The following is a 21,838-nucleotide window of genomic DNA, read 5'->3' on the forward strand; positions in this document are numbered from 1 at the left end:
CAAGGAAAACCTGCGCATGCGCGTCTTCGTCTGCGAGTTCGTCACCGGCGGCGGCCTGCGCGACGCGGCACTGCCGGACAGCCTCGCGCGGGAAGCCGCCCTCATCCGCGATGCCATGCGCCACGACCTCGCCGCCTTGCCACAGGTGAGCGAGATCCTCCTCGCGACCGACGACCGCCTGCCGCTGCCCGGCGCCGTTCCGGTGACGGCGGGCGCGGATGCCCGGGCCATCTGGCGCGCCCTCGCCCGGCGCGCCGACGTGGTGTGGCCGGTGGCGCCGGAGACCGACGGCGTGCTCGCCCGGCTGGTGGAGATGCTGCGCGAGAACTGCCCCCGCATCCTCGCCTGCGATCCCGAGGCCATCGCCATCGCCACCAGCAAGCTGGAGACCGCGCGCCGCCTCGCCGCCGCCGGCGTGCCGCACATTCCCACCTTCCCGCTGGCGCAGGTGCCCGGCCTGCCCGGCCCGCGCATCACCAAACCGGACGATGGCGCCGGCTGCGAGGACACCCTGTTCTGGCCAGACGGGGTGCAGGCGACCCCGGCGCCGCGCGATGGATTGGTGATCCAGCCGTTCGTGGCGGGGGAGGCGGCGAGCCTCACCGTGCTCAACGGCGCCGAAGGGGTGCGGCTCCTCGCCGTGAACCGCCAGCACATTGCCATTGAGGACGGCCGCGTCGTCCTCGCCAGGCTTTCAGTGGGCGCGCTGGATGACGCAGGCGGGCGCCTTGAAACGCTGGCGCGGGACGTAGTGCGCGCCATCCCCGGCCTTGAAGGCATCTTCGGCATCGACATCCTGTTGACGGAGACCGGGCCGGTGGTCGTGGAGGTCAACCCGCGCCTCACCACCGCCTATGCCGGCCTCGGCGCGGCCCTCGGCCTCAATCCGGCGACGCTGCTGGCGCCCTTCGCGGGCGTCGGCACAGCGCTCCGCCCAGGCATCCGCACCCCGGTGGAGCTGGCGCTGGCATGAGCACTCAGGGCGATCTCATCCTCGGCTGGGACGTGGGCGGCGCCCATCTCAAGCGCGCCGTGCTGGCGCCGGACGGCACCCTGCTGTCCGTGGAAATGGCCGCCTGCCCCCTGTGGCAAGGCATCGACAAGCTCGACGACGCCATGGCTGCGCTCTCCCCCGCCACCGGGCGCTCGGTGGTGACCATGACCGGCGAGCTGACCGACCTGTGGCCCGACCGCGCCACCGGCGTCGCCGGCCTCTCCCGGGCGCTGGTGGAACGGCTGGGGGCGGACACGGGCATCTATGCCGGCCGCGCCGGCTTCGTCCCGGCCACCGACGCACCGGATTACGCGGCGGACGTTGCCTCCGCCAACTGGCACGCCACCACTGCGGCACTGGCCCGCCTATGCGGCGACGGCGTTCTGGTGGATATTGGCTCGACGACCACGGACATCATCAAGTTTGCCGGCACACAAGTTTGTTTTGCCGGCTATAGTGATGCTGAGCGCATGGAATCCGGCGAGCTGGTCTATAGCGGCGCCGCGCGGACGCCGGTAATGGCGCTAGCCCCCACCCTGCCCTTCCGGGGCCGGCAGGTGCCGCTCATGGCGGAACATTTCGCAACCACCGCCGACATCCATCGCCTCACCGGAGACCTGCCCGAAGGCGCCGACCTGCACCCGGCAGCGGATTGCGGTGAAAAGACCCCTGAAGCCAGCGCGCGTCGGCTGTTGCGCATGGTGGGGCGCGACCTTGGCCCCTGCACCCTGGCCGAAGCGGAAGCGCTGGCCGCCTTCGCCGCAGAGGTGCAACTGCACCGGCTGCATGTGGCGCTCGCACAGGTGCTTTCAGCGGGGGGCGTGGCGGCAGATGCGTCGCTGGTCGGGGCGGGCGTGGGCCGGTTTCTGGCCCAACGCCTCGCCGCCCGAGCCGGCCGGTTCTACCGCGATGCGGGGGATGTGCTGGCCGGCGACCCCGCCCTCGCCGCTGCCGCGGCGGACTGCGCGCCGGCGGTCGCCGTGGCGCGGCTGGCGACCCATTAGCCGGCGCAGTTCAGCGGCGCCAGCTTCTGTCTCCCCTCTGTCCGGGAGATCATCGCGCCCAGACGGAGAGGCGGATGCCCCGGTCACGCCGGGGCATGACGATGGTGCGGCTTCGTGCGCCCCGCTTCATGGAGGCCCTGCCTCTGCGGAGCAGAGCCGAACGGTCCTGCCCTCGCCGATTACTTCTTGCTGCCGTCGGCGTTGAACTGGGCGAGGAAGGCGATGAGGTCCTTGCGCTCGTCGTCGTTCTTGACGCCGGCGAAGGCCATCTTGCCCTTGGGGGCGAGCACCTTGGGGTTGCTGATGTAATTGTCCAACGTCGCCTCGTCCCACACCTTGCCGGCGGCGGCGCCGTCCTTGATGTCGGCGGAATAGGCATAGCCCTCGAAGTGGGCCCACTTGGCGCCGACGATCCCGTTCAGGGGCGGGCCGACCTTCACCTTGGCGTCGGGGCCGATGGCATGGCACGCCATGCACTTCTTGAAGGTGGTCTCGCCCTTGGCCACGTCCGGGTCCGCGAGCGCGGAGCCGGTGGCGGCGGCCAGGAGCAGGGCGGAAACGAATGCGGCGCGAATCATCAGGCGTTCCTCTCGTTGATCTTGTGTCTACGGAGGGCGGGCCGTCCCGGCCCACCTCCTTTTGGCCACTCACTGAAGGACGAGAATCTCGCCCGTGCCGCCAGCAATGCGGTTGCCCACCAGCCGCTCGGCCCGGCCCGAGAGACCCCCGAACAGGCCGGCAAGCTCCGGCACGCGGCGGGCCAGCAGGGCCAGCATCACCAGATCATGAGGTCCGGTGGAGACGAAGCCCGGCGCCGGCGCATCCGGCGCTGAGGCAACCAGGATGGTGCCCCGCTTCATGCCGCGCCCGGCACCGGCGGCAAGGCGCCCGGCCACCGCCAGCGTGCCGGCGATGAGGCCGTCCGCCGCGCGCGGTCCGGCATCGCCGCCCACGAGAATCAGCCCGCCACGCATGCGGGCGCCAAGACTCGGCCCCACCGAACCGGCCACGGCCACGATACCGCCCGTCATGCCCTGCCGATCGCCGGTGAGGGCACCGCCCACCCCGGCGCCGGCCGAGCCGGTGACCTCAATGCGCCCGCCCTCAAGGCCCGCCGCAAGGCCGTCGCCGGCATCGCCACGGATGGTGAGACAGCCGCCGACCATGCCCGAGCCGGCGAGGACGCCCACCGGGCCGTCCACCTCGATGGCGCCTTCGGCCATCTGCGCGCCCACGAAATCAAGGCGTGGATCGCCACCAATGAGAAGGGCGCCGCCTTCCACCTCCGACACCTCGAACAGGTCGCCGAGCTGAACCGCGCCATTGCCATAGGGCAAGGTGAGCCAGCCCACCGCCTGGGCGGACAGGCCGGCAAGCGTCGCCGGATTGATGCCGGAAAGGTCCGCCCGCGCGGTGAGCGGCGCGCGCAGGGTCAGGCGATAGGCGCTCATACCACTGTCTCCCCAGCGACAGGAGCCATCAACTGGCGCAGCTTGAAATGGAAGGGGCCGAGATTGCCGCCATAATTGCCGGCATCCACCGCCACCACCCCGGCGGCGGCGCCAAGGCCGCAGACGGCGGTTATGCCCGCCTGCATGCTGGCGGCCACGTCTTGCTCGCTCAGCCCGTCGATGACGATTTCGAGCACGCTTTCCACCTCCGGCGGCAGGGCGCTCTGAGAGACGCCGCGCAGGGTCGGGCAATAGGCGTCGTTGGTGGAGGCGATCATGCCCGCATATTTGGCGCCCACCTTGGAGCCGGAGCGCACCACGCCGCCGGGAAACGGCATGATGGCGCCGCGCACCTGCCCCATGGCCTCCACCGCCGCTTCCGCGGCAGCGAGGGCGGCGGGGCGCGAGCGGGCGAGGATGAGGAAGTTGCCGCCGCCCACGGCCGCGGTGGTGGAGCCCACCACCTCGTCGCAGACGAACTCGCCCTCCATCACCGGGATGCGCCAGAAGCGGCGCCCGTCGATGGACTTGGCGATCTGGTAGCCGTCGCCGAAATAGCGCAGCGCCCGGCCCAGCGCGATGGCGGCCCCGCCCTCCAGCCCCGAATAGCAGGCGGAGGTGGGCGAGGTGAGCACGCATTGCCCGGCCCGCAGCGGCACCACCTTCTTCAGATCCTTCAGGGACATGGCGAAGATGAGCACGGCATAGCCCGGCCGGCCGTCCGGGGTCTCGTCGGGGGCAAGCTGCCGCTCGATGGCCGCCTCGCAGCCGCAGCCGATGACCGAGGTCGCAAAGCCGGTGAGGCTCGCGGCGGCGGTATGCGCCCAGCGCGGCGTATCGGCGGTGATGATGAGGCGCGTTCCCGCCATGGGAAACGCCTCGGCGAAGCTGTCGCGGATCTCGACGCCGTTGATGATCATGGGGGCTTGGGAAGTCATGGCGTCAGCTCCACGATTTCGGGGCCCTGGCCGTCGCGGATCTCGCCGTCGGCGATCTTGTAGTGGCTGGCCTTCAGGCCCACCGCCTCGTCGAACCAGCGCTCCAGCCGCTTGTCCATGAGCGGATCCGATGGCGGATGCACCGCATAGGTCCGGCCCTGCGTGAGGGCCACCACCTCGCCGTTCACCACCACCACCTCGCCGTCCTTCATGACGAGGCGCGGGGCGGCGAACATGGCCTCGCGGTCGGCCTGCTCCTCGTAGAGCACCACGTCCGCGCGGGCGCCGGGGCCGAGATGGCCACGATCCTTCAGGCCCAGAGTGCGGGCCGGGGCAGCGCGGGTCACCACCGCGATCTCCTCCAGCGTGTATTCGCGGGAAATCTCGGCAAGTCTGGTGTGCGCGCGCGCCGCCTTGTGGATGCGGGAGAGATGGTCGTCGCGGAACGGCTTGTCCATCAGCAGGCGGATGAGGTGCGGGTAGGAGGTGAAGGGACCGCCATTGGGATGGTCGGTGGTCAGATACACCCGCCACGGGTCCTCGATGAGCAGGAACAATTCCAGCCCGATGGCCCATTGCAGCGCGTTGACGAAGGAGGTGTCGCGATAATTGAACGGCACCACCCCGCAGGCGGCATCCATCTCGATGTCCATGCCGATCCACTTCTTGGGATCGGCAATGCCGTGGTTGCGATACTGGGACATGAGGTCGGCCGAGGCGGTCACCGTCTGGCCGAACATGATCTGGCCCACGTCCACCGAAATGTGCGGATTGGCGTTCACCGCCTCCGCGATCTCGGCCGAGCCGGAGGAGAAGTGCCGGTCGCCCTCGGTGCCATAGGAGTGGAACTGGATGTGGGTGAGGTGGAGCGGGAAGCCCTCGGTCGCGCCGATGGTGGCAAGCGTCGTCTTGACGTTGCCGGGCACCCCGAGGTTGCAGCCATGGAGGTGGATGGGGTGCGGCACCCCCAATTCCGATACGGCGCGCTGAAGTGTGTTCAGAACCCGGCGCGGGGTGAGGCCGTAAAACGGCCCGGTCTCGTCAAGATCGAGGGCACGCCCGTTGAACTTGAAGGCGTTGATGCCGCCCGGGTTCACGATCTTGATGGCGCAGCACTGGGTGGCCTTGAGCATCCAGGCCACATAGTCGTTGATGGCCTGCTGGCCCTCGCCCTGGGCGATGAGGCGCAACAGGAAATCATCATTCCCCAGCACCAGGAAGCCGCCGGTGTCGATGTTGGGGATGTCCGCCATCTCAAGGTGGGCGTGGCGGGCATTGGCCCCCACGACCGCCGGCTCGAACACGGCGGTGTAGCCCATTTGCGAGTAGCGGCAACCGGTTGCGTGGGTGGTGGGCGCCGCCCGCCCGCCGCCGCAGCCGCAGAAATCGCCGAACGGCTCGGGATAGAGCGCCCGGTCCTCGTTCATCAGCAGGCGGCCCAGATTGACCTTGCCGCCGGCGATATGGCTATGCAGGTCGATGCCGCCCGCAAGCACGATTGTGCCCTTCGCATCAACGACTTGCTCACCATTGGCCGGCGGCGCGTCGGCGATGATGCGGCCGTCCTCCAAGAGGATGTCGCGAACCTGGTCGATGACATTGTTGGCGGGGTCGAACACGCGCCCACCGGTGATGCGCGTCCTCATGCACCCCTCCCGAACGACACAAGAATGGCCGCCGCCGCTTCGGCGACGCTGGGCAGTTCGGCAGGCCTAAGGGACTGAAGCGGAAGGCAAACCACCGAATCCATGCGGAAGACGTGGCCGCCGTAATCCACCCCCGGCGTGCCCACCGGGATGAACACCTCCGGCTCCCGCGCGAACACGGTGTCGGGATGGGCGATGGCGATCACCGGCCCGCGGTCGAAATCGGGCGGCGCATCGGGGCGGAAGGCACTGGTGTGGAGCAGCAGGTCGGCATCGTAAAGCGCTGCCGCCGTTGAATAAAGCTCCGGCACATGGCGGGATGTTCCCGCCCCCACCGCCGTGCGCAGGGGATAGCCGAAGCGCCACAGGGCGAGCTGGTGCGCGCCGGTCACATTGTCCCGGCCGCCCAAGGGAAACACCGCCGCGCGGGTGGTGACGGAGAGCAGATCCACCGCCTCCGACGCCGCTCCGGCAACCACCGGCGCATCCGCCGCCGGCAGGCTGGCGGCGTTCCAGGTGAAGACGGCGTAGCGCGCCGCCTTGAGCTGTTCCGCCAGCGCGGCGAGCGCCGCGACGGTCTCGTCCGGAAGGCCGGCGAGTCCGTCCACCCCACGCCCGGCGACCAGCGCCGTCAGCACGGAAGCGGCAGTGGCAACATCCTGTTCGGCAACGGCAATTTCCGTCACCTCATGGGCGGCCAGCACCCGGCGCGACGCCTCCGACAGCGGCCCGCCGACGACGGCGATCTGCCGCCGGCCGGGGGCGGTGACGAAGAGCGGCGCGGCATCGCCATCCGCCCCCTCCCCGCGCGCCGGGACGGCGCGGGAGAAGAAGCGGCTGAAGGCAGAGGCCGGGTCATCGCCGAACACCACCAGCACGTCGCAGCGGTTGCGCACCTCGGCGAGGGTGGCGGCGATCCAGCCCTTGCGGGCAAGGCGTTCCAGATTGGCGAACAGGCCGCCGGACGCCGCATGATCGAGGCTGGCGCCAGAGGCCATGGCGAGGTCGTACAGCCGGCGCAGGCCTTCGAGGTCCGCGCCCAGGCCGCTGAAGGCGGCGGAACGGGCGGCCTTGAGGTGCGTCGCGACGGCGGCCGCGGCTTCCTCGAAACTGGCCGCGACGCCATTGACGCGCGGCGACGGCGGCGGCGCGTCGCTGCGGGTCAGGAGCCGTGCAGCTTCAGGGCATGCGGTGCGCGGCGTGATGGCACGGCCGGCGACCGTCACCTCCAGGTCATCGCAGCCGAGGCCGCAGAAGCCGCAGACGATGTCTCGGACGGTGCGCGGGGCACCGCCGGTGATCAAATCTCCCGATGTCATCGGCGTCACCCGAAGGCGATGGTGGCGGGGCGCGCAGTGCCGGGCCCACGCAACAGCGTGCAGTTGGCGCCGACTGTGGCCCGCGGAGGTGAAAATGGGACGAAATGGACAGACGCAGAGCGTTGGGATGCCATGGCTTTGCCTTGGGGGTTGAAGGTCCCGATCAAGACGCCGCGGCGGTTGCCCGCTTGTCGTTGCAGTGCGCTTCGGAAAACTCCGTGCGCCATGCGTCTGTTCTTGGGGAGGAAGCTAACATAGCCGCACGGGGCAGAAAACCCGTCATCTATGCGGCAGATGCGAGCAGCTGTGGTGCGGCGCGGTATCGGATTCTACTTGAAGCAGCGGACCTCCGCTTCCGCCTGGGCGCGGCGCAATTCCGCAATGTTGTCCTCGTATTGGGGGGTGTTGCGGAAAATGCTCGCCGCCTGCCCCACCCCCTGCCGCATGGACAGGATGGTCTCTGCCGCCACGTAGCGGTCATAGGGCAGGATGGAGGCCAGCGTATCTACCGAGCAGGAACAGCGGGTCATGGCCTCGCGCGACTGCCCGTTCGCCGCCATGCAGGCGATGACATAGTCAACGCGCGCGGTGGTCGGATAGTCGTTTTCGACGCCGGTGGCGGCAAGCGCCGCTCCGGCCGACAGAAGCAGCAGCCCCGCCGCCTCAAGAACCTTTCGGATCATAGGCGATCGTCTCCTCCCAGAGCCGGCCGCCGGGGGCTTCGGCCGCGATCTCGATGCGCGCGATTTCCCCCGGCAGGTCCGGTGCCACGTCGAATGTGTAGGTCAGGGTTTCCAGCCCCCGCATGCGGGCGGCATTGGCGTCGCCCTCGAAGGGCTTCACCGTGATGCGCCAGCCCTTGAGGGTGCGGCCGTCAACCGTGATGTCGGCCGCCTCCACCCGCGCCCGGTCGCGCAGGGCGGAGCGGATGGCGTTCTTGAGATAGCGCGGGTTGCCCTTGAGCCGCCCGGACAGGTCGACCAGGTGATTCTCCAGGAACAGCATCAGCACCGGATTGGTGGTGACCCCCTCGAACGGACCAGCAGCATGGTGGCGCTCGGGCGAGAAGAAATCGACTCGCACGTCGCGGGCATCCGCGCCCGGACCCGGTTCGAGCATCAGGCGGATGCGGTCGTCGAAGGAGGGGCCAAGTTCGGCGTCGGTCACCTTGCGCGTGTAGGCATAGGAGAGCGTGTCGCCGGGCTTGGTGCCGGCGAGCTGATGGCGCTCGAACAGGATGTCGGCCGCTTCCGGCGGCGCGATTTCGGTGGCGGCCTGCGCCTCGGCGGCGCGGGCGGGCAGCGGCTCCACCAGGAAGCCGGCGGCGAACAGCGCCGCTGTGAGCACGAGACAAAGGCCGATGATCCTGCGGGCGCTCACTTTTCTGCTCCTTCCCGCCGTCCCGCCGGCATCCCGCCGATGGTGCGGTAGATGAAATCGGGGGCGATGCCCGCCGCCTCGGCGGTGGCCAGCGCCTCCACCCGGGCATGGAACGGGGATTTCGAGCAGGCCGGATCGGTCAGGCTGGCGTCGCCTGCCAGCGCCATGGCCTGGCAGCGGCAGCCGCCGAAATCCATCTCCCGCCGGTCGCAGCTGCGGCACGGCTCGGCCATCCAGTCGGTGCCGCGATAGGCGTTGAAGGCCGGCGAGGCGCGCCAGATGTCGCCCAGCGCATGGTCGCGCACCGACCAGAATTCGAGGCCCGGAATGCTCTCTGCCGCATGGCAGGGCAGCACCCGCCCGGTGGGCGTCACATTCAGCGTGCGCCGGCCCCAGCCGCCGGAACAGGGCTTGGGATAGCGGGCGTAATAGTCGGGAATCACCATGTCGATGACCAGCACGCCTTCGAGCCGCTTGCGCGCCTCTTCCACGATGGCGACGGAGCGGTCCACATCGGGGCGCGCCGGCATCAGCGCGGCGCGGTTGGCATAGGCCCAGCCGTAGTACTGCGTGTGCGCCACCTCCAGCCGCCGCGCCTTCAGCGCGATGGCCAGCTCGATCATGTCCTCCACCTCGTGGATATTGGCGCGATGGAACACCGCGTTCACGGTCAGCGGCAGGCCGAGGTCGGTCACCTGCGCGGCGAAGGCGAGCTTGGCCGCATGGCCGCCCGCATATCCACCGACCCGATCGGTGGTCTCGGCCTTGGCGCCCTGGAAGGAGAGCTGCACATGGTCCAGCCCCGCCTCGGACAAGGCGGGAAGCATGGCCCCGGCACGGCCGACGCCGGAGGTGATGAGATTGGTGTAGAGCCCTTCCGCCGCGCAATGGGCCGTCAGCTCGACGAGGTCCGCCCGCGCCGTTGGCTCGCCGCCGGAGAGGTGGACATGCAGCACGCCGAGGGCCGCCGCCTCGCTCAGCACGCGCTTCCAGGTGGCTGTGTCCAGCTCCGCCTCGCGGCGCTCCAGCTCCAGCGGATTGGAGCAATAGGGACAGCGCAGGGGACAGCGATGGGTCAGCTCGGCGAGGATGCCGATGGGATGGCCGACCGGGTGCACCGCCGCCGGACGGGGCGCCGTCTCCAGATTCAGCTCGGCCGTGGCATTGGTCATCGTTCGATCACCCGCCGCGCAATGAGATCGCCGATCATGTCGCGCACGTCGTCGGCGATCACCTCGCGCTTTTCATCGAAGCGCAGCGCCAAGGCATCCACGATCTGGCCGCAGGTGCGCTGGCCGTCCACCAGCTCCAGTACCGCAGCGGCGGTCTCGTCGATGTCGAACGCCCGCTCCGGCGCGAGCAGCACGTGGCGCTCGCGGACCTGATCATACTTCAGTTTCACCCCGCGCGGCAGGCGCGGCACGTCGGTCTCTTCCGCCCGCATGGCTCAGCCGGCCTCGACCAAGGCGATGCCCGGACGCCACGCGCCGGGCGCCGGCCAGCCCGGCTCCACATAAGCGAAGTAAAGCGCATCGAGCTGCGCCCACAGAACTTCGGTCTTGAAGGTCAAGGCGCGGATGACGGCGCGCTGCTCGGCCACCGTGCGCGCGCTCTTCTTCACATAATCGAGGGCGAAGTCCGCATCCTTCGGCGCCTGATCGAGCCGGCGGCGGAAATAGGTGACGACGCGCTCGTTGATGAAGTCGTAATTGGCCAGCATGCCCGAGATGCGCTCGGCATGGATGCCCGGGGCGAACAGCTCGGTGAGGGAGGAGGCCACCGCCTCCAGCAGCGAATGGTCGGCGACGAAGCGCACATAGGCTTCCACCGCGAATTTGGTGGCGGGCAGCGCGCCCTCCTTGGACACCACATAGTCGCGGTCGAGGCCGAGGCCGTCGGTGAGCACCAGCCAACGCTCGATGCCACCGGTGTCGCCCTCGAACCCGTCGTGGTCGGTGATGCGGTGGAGCCATTCGCGGCGCAGCTCCCGGTCGTCGCATCGACTCATGAGCGCCGCGTCCTTGCGGGGAATGGCCGACTGGTAACAATAGCGGTTGAGGGCCCAGGCGCGCACCTGGTCGCGACTGAGCTTGCCGGAGTGCAGCAGCTTATGGAACGGGTGGAGGTTGTGATAGCGCGTGGCTCCCACCTCCCGCAGCGCCGCTTCCAGCCCTTCGGGTGACAGCGGCTCGGACGGCGCGGGCAGGGGCGGGAAGACCAGCGGCTCGGCAAGGGCGAGGAAGGTCATAACGAGAACTCCATTCCGTCGCGGGCCACCGTCCAGCCGGCCTGCTCCACGGCGTGGCGCTCCTGCGAGCCATCCACCAGCGCCGGGTTGGTGTTGTTGATGTGGATGAAGACACGCCGCGCCACCGGCACGTCCTTGAGCAGCGCCACGGTGCCGCCGTCGCCCGACATGGAGAGGTGCCCCATGCGCGCGCCGGTCTTGGTGCCGACGCCGGCCTCGATCATCTCGTCGTCGCGATAGAGCGTGCCGTCGAAGAACAGCAGATCGGCCCCGACGATGCGCTCGCGCACCGCCGGCGTCACCGCCGCGCAGCCGGGAATATAGACGAGGCGCTTGTCGGCGCAGGTGATGGTGACACCCACGGTGGAGCCGGTCTCCTCGCCGATGACGAGGCTGGCGTCCTCCCGCCACAGCGGCACCTTTCCGGGCACGGTGAAGAATTCCATGGTCAGCCCCGGCGCCGGAGAAAAGGGACGACCGAACTCGGCGGCGGTGCGACTGACGAAGGCTGGCGCCACCACGTCGAACACCTGGTTCTCCTTCAGCAGCCCCAGCGTCTCGGCCGTGCCGAAGAGGGCGAAAGGCTGGGATTCCCGGAGCGAGAGCAGGCCGGCGATGTGGTCCACGTCCCCGTTGGTGAGGACGACCGCGCGAATGGGGCTGTCGCGCTCGCCTATGCGCGGCTTGAGCGCGGGCGTAGCTGAAATCTGCGCCCGAAGGTCGGGCGAGGCGTTGAGCAGGACCCAATCGCCGCCGTCAGCGGAGACGGCGATGCTGGACTGGGTGCGCGGCGTGACGCGGGGGTCTCCCGACCAGGCCATGCGGCACACCGGACAGCGGCAATTCCATTGGGGAACGCCGCCGCCGGCCGCCGAACCGAGAACGATCACCTGCATGATGCGTCGAACGCTCCTGCCTTATCGCTCCCGGCCACCGACCTCATTCGGATCAGAAATCGGCCGGCAGATAAGCGGTGACTTCCATGCCCACGCAGACTTCGCAGACCTGAGGCTTGTTCCAACGCATGTTGCTTCCTCCGGTTATGTGCTCCAGATCTTTCTAAGAAGATCATAAGAACACGCTGCAATGATGAAGTTCATCGCATTGAGATCAAATATTGGCGTTCAATTTGGTTCCCGCAAGCAAAATGTGATGCTGCGCCGCAACAGATCATTGGGCGGCGGCGGGCGCCGAGAGGTCCAGCATGAAGCCGCGGCCGCGCACCGTGGACACCTGCGGCCCGCCGGCGCGGCTCACCGGCGCCAGCTTGGTGCGCAGGTAGCCCACATAGACATCCACCACGTTCAACGAGGCACCGCCCTGGTTGGCCCAGAGCCGGTCAAAGATTTCGCCGCGCGGCACCGGCCGGTTGGGGGTCGCCATCAGCAGCGCCAGAAGCTCCGCCTCCCGTTCCGTCAGGCGGGCGTGGATCTCGCCGAACAGCACGGTGCGGGTGGACTGGTCCAGCACCAGGCGCCCTGCGACAATCCGGCCCGCATGGTTGTCACCGAGGCGGTGCAGCAAATGGGCGCGCAGCCGCGCCACCAGCTCGGCGAACTCGAACGGCTTCACGATGTAGTCGTCAGCCCCGGCGCCAAGGCCCTCGGCCCGGTCGCGCACCTCGTCCTTGGCGGACAGGAACAGGATGGGGCCCGAGTGCCCGGCCTCGCGCAGCGCGCGGCACACCTCGATCCCCGAGCCATCGGGCAGCATGATGTCGAGCACCACCGCGCAGGGATTGTACTGGCGCGCTGCCTCCAGCGCCTCGTCGGCGCGGCCCACCACGGTCACGTCAAAGCCTTCGGCCGAGAGCCCGCGGCTCAGCATCGCGCCGATGTCGCTGTCATCCTCGACCACCAGAATGTTCATGTATCCTCCTCGCCCGGCGGGTCCGCTCAGGCGCCCTGCGTCGCAACCACCTCTGGATGGGCCTGCGGACGGGGCAGCGCGATGACCACGCGGGTACCGCCCCCTTCTCCCTCTTCCAGTGTGATCCGTCCACCGTGCCGCGTCACCACCCATTCCGCCAGCGCGAGACCCAGGCCGAATCCCGCCCCGTCGCCGAACCGCTCGCCGCGCTCGAAGCGCTTGAAGAGCGCGGCACGCGCCTCCGGCGGGATGCCGCGGCCGTCGTCGCTCACCGTGATCTCATCCACAACCGCTCCGCCGGCACCGGCCGCGGTGGCGACCGCGAGGGTGATGCGCGTCACCTTGCCGCCATGGCGCAGGGCATTGTCGATGAGGCCCTCCACCACCTGCCGCAGCCACTCGCGATCGGCATGGACGAGAGGGCCGGGCGGGTCGACCTCCAGCGTGAGGCTCACCCCCTGCCGGCGCGCCACGGTCTCGAAGCCGGCAACGGCATCAGCCAGGAGCGGCAGCAGCGGCACGTCCTGGAACACCAGCTCGATCTCCCCGCTTTCCGAGCGGGCGACGCGCAGCAGATCTTCGATCCGCCGGTGCAGGCGCCCGGCCCGCTTGCGAATCGTGGCGAGCACCGTGCGGCTCAGCTCCTCGGGAATAGCGGGGGCGCGCTGGGTCACGTCGCATTCGCCGATGATGACGGTGAGCGGCGTGCGCAGTTCGTGGCTCACATCGGTGAAGAAACGCCGGCGGGAGGCGTCGATAGCGGCCAGCCGGGCATTGGCCGCCGTGAGGTCGGCGGTGCGCTCTGAAATGGTCTTCTCCAGCACGGCGCGGTCCTCGACCACCTGCCGCTCGCGGCGGCCGAGGCGCGCGGCCATGCGATTGAAGCGCGCCGTCAGCACGCCCAACTCGTCGCGCGGGCCGATGCTGAGGCGGGTGTCGAGGTCACCGCGGCCGATGGCGGCGGCGGCGCGATCCATCTCCCGGAGCCGTGTCAGCAGCGGCCGCGCCAGCGCGCGATAGAGGATCACTGCCGCGACCAGCACGAGAGCTGCGAGCGCCACAGCGCCCACCCGCAGGCGGAAGGAGAGGTCCAACGCCTCCTCCCGCGCGCTCGTCACGGCGCGGCGCTCGCTGTCCACCAGCAGCGAGAGGGTGGGACCGGCGGAGGCGGCAAAACCGTTGAGCGCGCCGCGCACGCGATCACCGCGGCTGCGGGCGTCGGCATCGGCCACGGCGCCGGAAATCTGGCGGTCAAGCACGGTGAAATCGGCCCGCAGGTGAGCCAGCATGCGCTCACGCGGGCGCGCCCCGGTCTCAAGGGCGGGAGCGGTTTCCGCCGCCCGCAGGGTCGCCGCCTCCAGCACCGCTGCGACGCGGGCGCCGGCTTCCTCCATGCGTCCCAAGTCCGCACGTCCCATCTCCGCGCCGGGGCTTTCGGCGACGGCCACGGCGGCAAGGCCGAAATCGGACAGGCGGGCGGAGATTTCGGTGAGCAGATCCAGCCGCTGCTGGGCCGAGACCGTCGCCTCCAGAGCGCGATCCGCCGCCCCGGCCGCAAGGAGCACCCCTGCGGCGGCCAGGATGGCAAAGGATGCCGCCGCCCCGCTCAAGGCGGCGAGCTTGAAGCGGATGGATCGCATGGCCCGCGCCGGTCTTCCTCCCGGGACACCCGGTGGTTCTGGTTATCCGCCCTTATACCATCGGCCTCGGACTTCTTCCGATGCCAACTGGGTCCGCTCAAACGCCGCGCGGGCTCGGTATGAGATACACGAAAACAGCGGGCACCAAAGAAAACGCCGCCGAACGCACAAGGCATCCGGCGGCGTCCTGTCGGTCAGGGTCGCGTCAGCGCTCAGGCCTGGATGCGCTGGCCTTCCTGCTGCATGCGCTGCTGGAACAGCGCGGCGAAATCCACAGGATCGATCATCAGGGGCGGGAAGCCGCCGTTACGAACCGCATCGGCGATGATCTGCCGGGCGAAGGGGAAGAGCAGGCGCGGGCACTCGATCAGCGCCACCGGCTGCAGGCTCTCTTCCGGCACGTTCAGGATCCGGAACACGCCGGCATAGACCAGCTCGAAGGCGAACAGGGTGTTGCCCTCGATGCTGGCGCCGCCGTCGATCTTCAGCTCCACCTCGAACTCGCCATTGCCGCCGGGGCGGGCGTTGACGTGGATCTGGATGTTCACATCGGGCTGGCTGGGCGGAGCGGCGAGGGAGCGCGGCGCGTTGGGATTCTCGAAGGAGAAATCCTTGATGTACTGCGCGAGCACGTTCAGCGACGGCGCCGCATTCTGGGTGGGGCCGCCATTCTGCGTGGCCATGCGCATCTCCATCTCAAGGGTTGATTGCCGGCACCCGTCCGGATGCCCTAAAAGCGCGGCGCTGCTACCATGCTTTGCGCTTCAGGCGCAAGGATGGGCCGGGCGACGGGCACGGCGTGCAACCCCGCCGCGACAGGCCAGGAGACCGAAAAATGTCCGATGAAACCCCGGCGGCGCCGCGCAAGCCCTTGAGCGAGGCCGCGAAACGCGCACTCGCCGAGGCCGAGGCCCGCCGCGCCGCGATCGACGCTGCCACCAAGGCGCGGCCGAAGGAGATCAACGGCCGCGACGGGCCGGAGCCGGTGCGCTACGGCGACTGGGAGGTGGGGGGCATCGCCTCCGATTTCTGAGCGGCGATACCTCTTCCGTTAGGTGAGAGAGCGCCCCTCAGCCCACCACCGCGAGGCCGATGAGCCCGGCGACGCCGACGATGATGCGCCACCAGCCGAACGGCGCATAACCGTGCTTGGCGACGAAATCGAGCAGGGTCCGCACCACCAGCACCGCCGCGCAGAAGGCGGCGATGAAGCCGATGACGATGAGCAGGCCATCGTCGAAGGACAGATTGTTGCGGTTCTTGAACAGGTCGTAGGCGAACGCCCCGGCCATGGTGGGCAGGGCCAGGAAGAACGAGAATTCCGCCGCCGCCCGCTTGTCCACGCCCATCAGCATGGCGCCGACGATGGTCGAGCCCGAGCGCGACATGCCGGGGATCATGGCCAGGCACTGGAAGAAGCCGATCTTCAGCGCCAGCAGCAGCGGCAGGCCCATGGCGTTGTTGTAGCGCGGCTCCGGCACCACCTTGTCGATGAACAAAAGCACGATGCCGCCCAGGATCAGCGTCACGCAGATCAGGGCCGGCGTCTCGAACAGCACGCTCTTGATGAAACCGTGAGCCAGCGCCCCGATGACCGCCGCCGGCAGGAAGGCGACGAGGATGCCGATCACGAAGCGCCGCGCGCCCGGATTGCTGGGCAGCTGCTGCGCCACCCGAAGGAAGCGCTGGAAATAGACGGTGAGAATGGCAAGCACCGCGCCAAGCTGGATCAGCACCTCGAAAGTGTGGCCGGCGCTTTCAAACCTCAGGAAATGCCCCAGGAGCAGGATGTGGGCGGTGGAGGAGACGGGAATGAACTCCGTCAGCCCCTCCACAAGGCCGAGAACGAGGGCTTCGAGCATGGCGCCGAGGGTCATGAGTGAGGTCATCCGGAAGGCGGTGAGAATGGCGCATCCTGTTCCGTCCCCTTCGCAGGTGCAATCGTGCGTCCACGACCGGAGCCGCTGGGGACCCTGCCGCCGCGTCATTTCCTCACGGCATGTGGCTCGCTCGCCACAGGCCAGATTGCCGCTGCGTTAATCTCTATCCCTTGAATTGCCGATAAAATCCGCTTCCGGCGTGCCGAGCACGTTCGTATTTTGTTAACCATGTTTGGCCGGCTGCCCGGCTGCATCATGCCCATCGCAAAATGCTGCACTGCGGTGGAACCAATCGGAAAGAATCGCGCTCTAAAACTAGTGGAAGCCGGTGACTGGCCTTCTCCCCACCTGACCCCCGGCGAAAATTGCATCATGTATCTGCATCACCATCCGTTTTGCCCACACTCCCGGTTTGTCCGCCTCCTGCTTGCCGAATACGGGCTCGAACCGGAGCTCGTCGAAGAGCGGGTATGGGAACGCCGGCCCGGTTTCCTCGCCCTCAACCCGTCCGGCGAAACGCCGGTGATCGTTGAGGAAATGGCGGCTTCGGTGCCCGGCGCCAGCATCATCGCCGAATGGCTCGACGAGACGCGGGGCCTTGCCCTCGGCGACCATCGCCTGCTGCCGGATTCCCCGGCGGCGCGGGTCGAGGTGCGCCGGCTGACCCAATGGTTCAACGAGAAGATGTATGTGGAGGCCACCGAGCCCCTGGTGCGCGAGCGCATCCACAAGCGCTACATGACGCGCGAGCAGGGCGGCGGCTCGCCGGATGCCACGTCCCTGCGCATGGGCCGCAGCAATCTGCGCTATCATCTCAAATATATCGGCTGGCTGGCCAAGGCGCGCAAATGGCTCGCCGGGGAGAAGCTGAGCCAGGCCGACCTTGCCGCCGCAGCCCATCTCTCGGTGGCCGACTATCTGGGCGACGTGCCGTGGGACGAGGACGATCACGCGAGGGACTGGTACGCGCGGATCAAGTCGCGCCCGACCTTCCGCGCCCTGCTGAACGAGAGCATTCCGGGCATGCCGCCGTCCAAGACCTACGCGGACCTCGACTTCTGACCGAGACGGCCGGCGCGCCCCTCGAGGAGATCATCGCCGGCCTCGCCCGCACGGAAGGCTTCGATACCGTCGGCATCACCCGTGCCGATGCCATCCCTCAGGCCGGCGCCCGGCTGAAGGATTGGGTGGCCGGCGGCGCCCATGGCGACATGGGCTGGATGGCCGAGACGCTGGAGCGCCGGGCAGATCCTGCCGTACTGTGGCCGGCCATGCGCTCCGTAATCATGCTGGGGCTCAATTACGGCCCGGCGGACGACCCCCGCGCGGTGCTGGCCCAACGCTCGGCCGGCGCCATCTCCGTCTATGCGCGGGCGGAGGATTACCACGACATCATCAAGCCCAAGCTGAAGCGCGTCGCCCGAGCCCTGCTGGCCGAGGCGCAGCGACGCGGGCTGGACGGCGACGTGAAAGTGTTCGTGGATACTGCCCCGCTCATGGAGAAGCCGCTGGCGGCGGCGGCTGGGCTGGGCTGGCAGGGCCGGCACACCAACCTGGTCTCGCGGGATTTCGGCTCCTGGCTGTTCCTGGGCGCCATCGCCACCACGCTGGAGCTGAAGCCCTCCGCCCCGGAACAGGATCATTGCGGCTCCTGCCGCGCCTGTCTCGACGCCTGCCCAACGGCGGCCTTTCCCGCCCCTTACGTCATCGATGCGCGGCGCTGCGTGTCCTACCTCACCATCGAGCACAAGGGGCCGATCCCGCGCGAGCTGCGTCCACTTATGGGCAACCGCATCTATGGCTGCGACGATTGCCTCTCCGCCTGCCCGTGGAACAAGTTCGCGGAACTCGGGCGCGAAATGAAGCTCGCGGCGCGGGCGGAGAATAACGCCCCGCCCTTGGCCGAACTGGTTGCGCTGGACGATGCCGCCTTCCGCGCCCGCTTCCCGAAAAGCCCCATCAAGCGGGTGGGGCGCGACCGTTTTGTGCGCAACGTGCTGGTAGTCATGGGAAATTCTGGGGATGCGGCACTATTGCCCCAGGTGGAGGCGCGGCTTGGCGATGCCTCGGCGCTGGTGCGCGGGGCGGCGGTGTGGGCGCTGGGGCAGCTAGCTGATCCAGATACCGTCTCCCGCCGCGCCCGTGAGGCCCTGCCACAGGAAGACGACGCAGTGGTGCGGGCGGAATGGGCCGCCGCATCGGTGGAACAGCCCTAAGTTCCGCAGCTGGTCGCGCCGGCGCTGTTTCCAACCGGCGCGTTTGCCGGTAGGATTGCCACCTCACGAACCATGAAGGGGGCGACAAGAGCTGGCGTCACGATCGCGTCGCGCCCACGCGCGATGATCGACGGCGACAGAACAGGCAACATGCACGAGCCCCGCAAGCTTTATGTGAAGTCATTCGGCTGCCAGATGAACGTCTACGATTCCCATCGTATGGCGGACACGCTGGCACGCGAGGGCTTCGTGGAGACGCAGGACCCGGCCGAGGCCGATCTTGTCATCCTGAACACCTGCCATATCCGCGAGAAGGCCGCCGAGAAGGTCTATTCGGAGCTGGGACGCCTGCGCAAACAGAAGCAGGAAGCCGGTTCCGACACCATGATCGCGGTGGCAGGCTGCGTTGCCCAGGCCGAAGGCGCCGAGATCATGCGCCGCGCGCCGGTGGTGGATCTGGTGGTCGGCCCCCAGAGCTACCACCGCCTGCCCGAGCTTCTGGCCGAGGCCAAGGCTGGCAAGCGGGTGGTGGACACCGAATTTCCCGCCGAGGACAAGTTCGACCACCTGCCCGCCCCGACGCGGGCGGCCACACGTTCACGCGGGCCGGCGGCCTTCGTCACCGTGCAGGAAGGCTGCGACAAGTTCTGCACCTTCTGCGTGGTGCCCTATACCCGCGGCGCCGAAGTCTCCCGCCCGGTCGCGAAGATCATGGACGAGGCGGCGCGGCTGGTGGACCAGGGGGTCCGCGAGATCAGCCTCATCGGCCAGAACGTCAACGCCTTCCATGGCGCGGGACCGGACGGCACGACCTGGAGCCTCGCCCGACTCATGGAGCACATGGCGCGCCTCGATGGCCTTGCCCGGCTGCGCTACACTACCTCCCATCCCCGCGACATGGACGACGACCTCATCGCCGCTCACCGCGACCTGCCGCAGCTGATGCCCTACCTGCACCTGCCGGTGCAGTCGGGCTCCGACCGCGTCCTCGCCGCCATGAACCGCAAGCACGGCCGGGACGACTTCTTCGCCATCATCGAGAAGATACGGCAGGCGCGGCCGGACATGGCCCTGTCGTCCGACTTCATCGTCGGCTTCCCCGGCGAGAGCGAGAAGGATTTCGAGGACACCCTCGACCTGGTGCGCCAGGTGGGCTTCGCCAGCGCCTATTCGTTCAAGTACAGCCCCCGGCCCGGTACGCCTGCGGCCGACCATGACGCGCAGGTGCCGGAGGAGGTGAAGGCCGAGCGCCTCGCCGAGCTTCAGCGGCTGCTGGAAGCCTCCAAGGCCGCCTTTGACGAGAGCTGCCGCGGCCGCACCTTCGATATCCTGCTGGAAAAGCCCGGCCGCCAGGCCGGCCAGCTCATCGGCCGCTCGCCCTATCTGCAAAGCGTGGTGGTGAACGATCCGCCCGCCGCCATCGGCGACCTCCTCACCGTGACCATCACCGATGTGGGGCCCAACAGCCTCGCGGGCGTGCCCGCCGAGGCGAGCGAACCTTCCGTTTCCCAGTCCCCAGTGTCTTCCGCCCGATCCCGGCCGCTTGCGGCCATGGAGGCTTGAGCTTGCGCAGATCCGGCAGCGACCGCGACCGTCCCCTCGAACGTTCCTCGGAACGCCCCTCCGAACGCCCGTTGCCGCCCTCCGGCCCGGCCCGCGCGGCGGTGACGGCGCCGTGGGCGAGCCTCGATGACGAAGGCCCCGCCCATGTGGTGCTGGCCTTCGACGACAACCGGCTCGCCACACTGCTGTTCGGCCATTACGGGCGCAACCTGGCGGTGATCGAGCGCAAGCTCGGGGTGAAGGCCGATTCGCGCGGCAACCACGTGACACTGGAAGGCGCGCGCGACGCCTGCGAGCAGGCCCGCGCCGTGCTGGAGCACCTCTACGAGGCCCTGCGCAAGGGCCGTGACATCGGCCAGGGTGACGTGGACGGGGCCATCCGCGAGGTCACCTCGCAGGGCTCCCTGTTCGATTTCGATCCGGCCGAGAACCGCCAGTCGTTCGACGAGATCCAGCTGCGCCGCCGCCCGGTGCGGGCGCGCACCGCTGCCCAGGACGCCTATATCCGGGCGCTGAAGCGGCACACCCTGGTGTTCGGCTCGGGCCCCGCAGGCACCGGCAAGACCTGGCTCGCGGTGGCCTATGCGGTGCACCTGCTGGAACGGCGCATGGTGGACCGCATCATCCTGTCGCGGCCGGCGGTGGAAGCGGGCGAGCGGCTCGGCTTCCTGCCGGGCGACATGAAGGACAAGGTGGACCCCTACCTGCGCCCCATCTACGACGCCCTCTATGACCTCATGGACCGGCCCTTCGTGGAGCGGGCGCTGCAATCGGGCGAGATCGAGATCGCCCCGCTGGCCTTCATGCGCGGGCGCACCCTCTCCAACGCCGCGGTGATCCTGGACGAGGCGCAGAACGCCACCTCCATGCAGATGAAGATGTTCCTTACCCGCCTGGGCGAGAACTCGCACATGATCGTCACCGGCGACGCCAGCCAGACCGACCTGCCCCAGGGCCAGATTTCCGGCCTCGCCGAGGCGGTGCGGCTGCTGGAAGGCATCGAGGGGGTGGGCGTGTGCGTCTTCAAGGCCGAGGACGTGGTGCGCCACGAGATGGTCGGGCGCATCGTCGCGGCCTACGAGAAGCTCGACGCGGCCAAGCTCGAGGCCGCGTCCGCCCGCCTCGGCAAGGCCGGAGCCTGATCTGATGGCCGCCCTGAAGCTAGTCGCCACGAGCGCCCCCCCCGAGGAGGACCCCGTCGCCATCGACGTGCTGGTGGAGGCGGACGGCTGGTCCGCCCTGCCCGACGCCGAGGCGATCTGTGTGCGGGCTGCGCAAGCAGCGCTCGCGGCCTGCGGCGACGAGGTGCCGGAGCCCTGCGAGGTCGCCATCACCCTCACCGACGACGCCCGCATCCGCGTGCTGAACCGGGAGTGGCGCGGCAAGGACAAGGCCACCAACGTGCTGTCCTTCCCCCAGCCGGACCTCCCCGACGACGTGGACGCGCCCCAGCCGCTGGGCGACATCATCGTCGCGCTGGAAACCCTCACCGGCGAAGCCCGGGCAGAAGACAAGACGGCGGGGCACCACCTCGCCCATCTGGTGGTGCACGGCACCCTGCATCTTCTAGGCTACGACCACATAGACGACACCGAAGCAGAGGAAATGGAGGCGCTGGAACGGCGGATCCTTGCGGGGCTCGGGATCGACGATCCCTATGCCCTGCCCCAGGACTGACGTTCCAAGGCGA

General features: G+C 68.9%; 24 protein-coding genes. 8 read left to right on the top strand and 16 right to left on the bottom strand.

Features of this window, described 5'->3' with window-relative positions; translation table 11 throughout:
* Positions 1-16: 16 nt before the first annotated feature.
* Both V5F66_RS10695 and V5F66_RS10700 read left to right on the top strand, forming a co-directional pair.
* Positions 17-973: an ATP-grasp domain-containing protein gene (locus V5F66_RS10695; RefSeq protein WP_394093833.1), complete on the top strand. Its 957-nt coding sequence runs from the start codon at positions 17-19 to the stop codon at positions 971-973.
* Complete coding sequence (locus tag V5F66_RS10700) at positions 970-1,998, top strand: hydantoinase/oxoprolinase family protein (protein WP_394093834.1); 1,029 nt, start codon at positions 970-972, stop codon at positions 1,996-1,998. The genes V5F66_RS10695 and V5F66_RS10700 overlap by 4 nt, the downstream gene beginning before the upstream one ends.
* A 179-nt stretch (positions 1,999-2,177) precedes the next feature.
* Here the strand turns inward: V5F66_RS10700 and V5F66_RS10705 are convergent, their stop codons facing one another.
* From V5F66_RS10705 to secB, 15 genes are all read right to left on the bottom strand, one after another.
* Complete coding sequence (locus V5F66_RS10705) at positions 2,178-2,576, bottom strand: c-type cytochrome (RefSeq protein ID WP_012113815.1); 399 nt, start codon at positions 2,574-2,576, stop codon at positions 2,178-2,180.
* Positions 2,577-2,645: 69 nt separating this feature from the next.
* Positions 2,646-3,449: a formylmethanofuran dehydrogenase subunit C gene (locus V5F66_RS10710; RefSeq protein ID WP_394093835.1), complete on the bottom strand. Its 804-nt coding sequence runs from the start codon at positions 3,447-3,449 to the stop codon at positions 2,646-2,648.
* Positions 3,446-4,369 carry a formylmethanofuran--tetrahydromethanopterin N-formyltransferase gene (fhcD, locus tag V5F66_RS10715; RefSeq protein WP_041575338.1) on the bottom strand — a complete coding sequence of 308 codons (924 nt, stop codon included), beginning with the start codon at positions 4,367-4,369 and terminating at the stop codon, positions 3,446-3,448. Before fhcD ends, V5F66_RS10710 begins: the two co-directional genes overlap by 4 nt.
* A 14-nt stretch (positions 4,370-4,383) precedes the next feature.
* Positions 4,384-6,033: a formylmethanofuran dehydrogenase subunit A gene (locus tag V5F66_RS10720; protein ID WP_012113818.1), complete on the bottom strand. Its 1,650-nt coding sequence runs from the start codon at positions 6,031-6,033 to the stop codon at positions 4,384-4,386.
* Complete coding sequence (locus V5F66_RS10725; RefSeq protein ID WP_394053240.1) at positions 6,030-7,352, bottom strand: molybdopterin-binding domain-containing protein; 1,323 nt, start codon at positions 7,350-7,352, stop codon at positions 6,030-6,032. Before V5F66_RS10725 ends, V5F66_RS10720 begins: the two co-directional genes overlap by 4 nt.
* Before the next feature lie 329 nt (positions 7,353-7,681).
* Positions 7,682-8,035: a hypothetical protein gene (locus V5F66_RS10730; protein ID WP_012113820.1), complete on the bottom strand. Its 354-nt coding sequence runs from the start codon at positions 8,033-8,035 to the stop codon at positions 7,682-7,684.
* Positions 8,016-8,732, bottom strand: a complete 717-nt coding sequence (locus V5F66_RS10735; RefSeq protein WP_394093836.1) for a hypothetical protein — start codon at positions 8,730-8,732, stop codon at positions 8,016-8,018. The genes V5F66_RS10730 and V5F66_RS10735 overlap by 20 nt, the downstream gene beginning before the upstream one ends.
* Positions 8,729-9,883, bottom strand: a complete 1,155-nt coding sequence (gene pqqE, locus V5F66_RS10740) for a pyrroloquinoline quinone biosynthesis protein PqqE (protein ID WP_394093875.1) — start codon at positions 9,881-9,883, stop codon at positions 8,729-8,731. The genes V5F66_RS10735 and pqqE overlap by 4 nt, the downstream gene beginning before the upstream one ends.
* A gap of 17 nt (positions 9,884-9,900) precedes the next feature.
* Positions 9,901-10,176 carry a pyrroloquinoline quinone biosynthesis peptide chaperone PqqD gene (gene pqqD, locus V5F66_RS10745; protein ID WP_012113823.1) on the bottom strand — a complete coding sequence of 92 codons (276 nt, stop codon included), beginning with the start codon at positions 10,174-10,176 and terminating at the stop codon, positions 9,901-9,903.
* A gap of 3 nt (positions 10,177-10,179) precedes the next feature.
* Positions 10,180-10,980: a pyrroloquinoline-quinone synthase PqqC gene (pqqC, locus tag V5F66_RS10750; RefSeq protein WP_394093837.1), complete on the bottom strand. Its 801-nt coding sequence runs from the start codon at positions 10,978-10,980 to the stop codon at positions 10,180-10,182.
* Positions 10,977-11,876, bottom strand: a complete 900-nt coding sequence (pqqB, locus tag V5F66_RS10755) for a pyrroloquinoline quinone biosynthesis protein PqqB (protein WP_394093838.1) — start codon at positions 11,874-11,876, stop codon at positions 10,977-10,979. The genes pqqC and pqqB overlap by 4 nt, the downstream gene beginning before the upstream one ends.
* Before the next feature lie 52 nt (positions 11,877-11,928).
* Positions 11,929-12,006 (bottom strand): pyrroloquinoline quinone precursor peptide PqqA, encoded by a 78-nt coding sequence (gene pqqA / locus V5F66_RS10760; protein ID WP_081437156.1) that lies wholly within the window; start codon positions 12,004-12,006, stop codon positions 11,929-11,931.
* A gap of 144 nt (positions 12,007-12,150) precedes the next feature.
* Positions 12,151-12,849, bottom strand: a complete 699-nt coding sequence (locus V5F66_RS10765; RefSeq protein ID WP_012113826.1) for a response regulator transcription factor — start codon at positions 12,847-12,849, stop codon at positions 12,151-12,153.
* 26 nt (positions 12,850-12,875) lie between these two features.
* Positions 12,876-14,489 carry a sensor histidine kinase gene (locus V5F66_RS10770; protein ID WP_394053246.1) on the bottom strand — a complete coding sequence of 538 codons (1,614 nt, stop codon included), beginning with the start codon at positions 14,487-14,489 and terminating at the stop codon, positions 12,876-12,878.
* A gap of 212 nt (positions 14,490-14,701) precedes the next feature.
* Positions 14,702-15,172, bottom strand: coding sequence for a protein-export chaperone SecB (gene secB, locus V5F66_RS10775; protein WP_012113828.1), 471 nt, complete (start codon positions 15,170-15,172; stop codon positions 14,702-14,704).
* Positions 15,173-15,324: 152 nt separating this feature from the next.
* Between secB and V5F66_RS10780 the strand changes: the two genes are divergently transcribed.
* Positions 15,325-15,522: a DUF1674 domain-containing protein gene (locus V5F66_RS10780; RefSeq protein ID WP_394053248.1), complete on the top strand. Its 198-nt coding sequence runs from the start codon at positions 15,325-15,327 to the stop codon at positions 15,520-15,522.
* A gap of 37 nt (positions 15,523-15,559) precedes the next feature.
* Here V5F66_RS10780 and V5F66_RS10785 read toward each other — a convergent pair whose 3' ends face one another.
* Complete coding sequence (locus tag V5F66_RS10785) at positions 15,560-16,366, bottom strand: undecaprenyl-diphosphate phosphatase (RefSeq protein ID WP_041575340.1); 807 nt, start codon at positions 16,364-16,366, stop codon at positions 15,560-15,562.
* A gap of 375 nt (positions 16,367-16,741) precedes the next feature.
* Between V5F66_RS10785 and V5F66_RS10790 the strand changes: the two genes are divergently transcribed.
* From V5F66_RS10790 to ybeY, 5 genes are all read left to right on the top strand, one after another.
* Positions 16,742-17,431, top strand: coding sequence for a glutathione S-transferase family protein (locus V5F66_RS10790; RefSeq protein WP_041576617.1), 690 nt, complete (start codon positions 16,742-16,744; stop codon positions 17,429-17,431).
* Positions 17,428-18,585: a tRNA epoxyqueuosine(34) reductase QueG gene (gene queG / locus V5F66_RS10795; protein ID WP_394053346.1), complete on the top strand. Its 1,158-nt coding sequence runs from the start codon at positions 17,428-17,430 to the stop codon at positions 18,583-18,585. The genes V5F66_RS10790 and queG overlap by 4 nt, the downstream gene beginning before the upstream one ends.
* A 150-nt stretch (positions 18,586-18,735) precedes the next feature.
* Positions 18,736-20,148, top strand: coding sequence for a tRNA (N6-isopentenyl adenosine(37)-C2)-methylthiotransferase MiaB (gene miaB / locus V5F66_RS10800; protein WP_394093839.1), 1,413 nt, complete (start codon positions 18,736-18,738; stop codon positions 20,146-20,148).
* A 101-nt stretch (positions 20,149-20,249) separates the two neighbouring features.
* On the top strand, positions 20,250-21,290 hold the full coding sequence (locus V5F66_RS10805) for a PhoH family protein (RefSeq protein ID WP_049776121.1): 1,041 nt from the start codon (positions 20,250-20,252) through the stop codon (positions 21,288-21,290).
* A gap of 4 nt (positions 21,291-21,294) precedes the next feature.
* On the top strand, positions 21,295-21,825 hold the full coding sequence (ybeY, locus tag V5F66_RS10810; protein ID WP_394001028.1) for an rRNA maturation RNase YbeY: 531 nt from the start codon (positions 21,295-21,297) through the stop codon (positions 21,823-21,825).
* Positions 21,826-21,838 lie beyond the last annotated feature (13 nt).

The sequence above is a fragment of the Xanthobacter versatilis genome, from assembly GCF_043193975.1.
Lineage (GTDB): Bacteria > Pseudomonadota > Alphaproteobacteria > Rhizobiales > Xanthobacteraceae > Xanthobacter > Xanthobacter autotrophicus_E.

Bases quoted from the DNA above. Each gene is read 5' to 3' on its own strand.
- V5F66_RS10695 (WP_394093833.1), top strand. From the start codon at position 17: ATGCGCGTCTTCGTCTGCGAGTTCGTCACCGGCGGCGGCCTGCGCGAC.
- V5F66_RS10700 (WP_394093834.1), top strand. From the start codon at position 970: ATGAGCACTCAGGGCGATCTCATCCTCGGCTGGGACGTGGGCGGCGCC.
- V5F66_RS10705 (WP_012113815.1), bottom strand. From the start codon at position 2,576: ATGATTCGCGCCGCATTCGTTTCCGCCCTGCTCCTGGCCGCCGCCACC.
- V5F66_RS10710 (WP_394093835.1), bottom strand. From the start codon at position 3,449: ATGAGCGCCTATCGCCTGACCCTGCGCGCGCCGCTCACCGCGCGGGCG.
- fhcD (WP_041575338.1), bottom strand. From the start codon at position 4,369: ATGATCATCAACGGCGTCGAGATCCGCGACAGCTTCGCCGAGGCGTTT.
- V5F66_RS10720 (WP_012113818.1), bottom strand. From the start codon at position 6,033: ATGAGGACGCGCATCACCGGTGGGCGCGTGTTCGACCCCGCCAACAAT.
- V5F66_RS10725 (WP_394053240.1), bottom strand. From the start codon at position 7,352: ATGACATCGGGAGATTTGATCACCGGCGGTGCCCCGCGCACCGTCCGA.
- V5F66_RS10730 (WP_012113820.1), bottom strand. From the start codon at position 8,035: ATGATCCGAAAGGTTCTTGAGGCGGCGGGGCTGCTGCTTCTGTCGGCC.
- pqqD (WP_012113823.1), bottom strand. From the start codon at position 10,176: ATGCGGGCGGAAGAGACCGACGTGCCGCGCCTGCCGCGCGGGGTGAAA.
- pqqC (WP_394093837.1), bottom strand. From the start codon at position 10,980: ATGACCTTCCTCGCCCTTGCCGAGCCGCTGGTCTTCCCGCCCCTGCCC.
- pqqB (WP_394093838.1), bottom strand. From the start codon at position 11,876: ATGCAGGTGATCGTTCTCGGTTCGGCGGCCGGCGGCGGCGTTCCCCAA.
- pqqA (WP_081437156.1), bottom strand. From the start codon at position 12,006: ATGCGTTGGAACAAGCCTCAGGTCTGCGAAGTCTGCGTGGGCATGGAA.
- V5F66_RS10765 (WP_012113826.1), bottom strand. From the start codon at position 12,849: ATGAACATTCTGGTGGTCGAGGATGACAGCGACATCGGCGCGATGCTG.
- V5F66_RS10770 (WP_394053246.1), bottom strand. From the start codon at position 14,489: ATGCGATCCATCCGCTTCAAGCTCGCCGCCTTGAGCGGGGCGGCGGCA.
- secB (WP_012113828.1), bottom strand. From the start codon at position 15,172: ATGGCCACGCAGAATGGCGGCCCCACCCAGAATGCGGCGCCGTCGCTG.
- V5F66_RS10780 (WP_394053248.1), top strand. From the start codon at position 15,325: ATGTCCGATGAAACCCCGGCGGCGCCGCGCAAGCCCTTGAGCGAGGCC.
- V5F66_RS10785 (WP_041575340.1), bottom strand. From the start codon at position 16,366: ATGACCCTCGGCGCCATGCTCGAAGCCCTCGTTCTCGGCCTTGTGGAG.
- V5F66_RS10790 (WP_041576617.1), top strand. From the start codon at position 16,742: ATGTATCTGCATCACCATCCGTTTTGCCCACACTCCCGGTTTGTCCGC.
- miaB (WP_394093839.1), top strand. From the start codon at position 18,736: ATGCACGAGCCCCGCAAGCTTTATGTGAAGTCATTCGGCTGCCAGATG.
- ybeY (WP_394001028.1), top strand. From the start codon at position 21,295: ATGGCCGCCCTGAAGCTAGTCGCCACGAGCGCCCCCCCCGAGGAGGAC.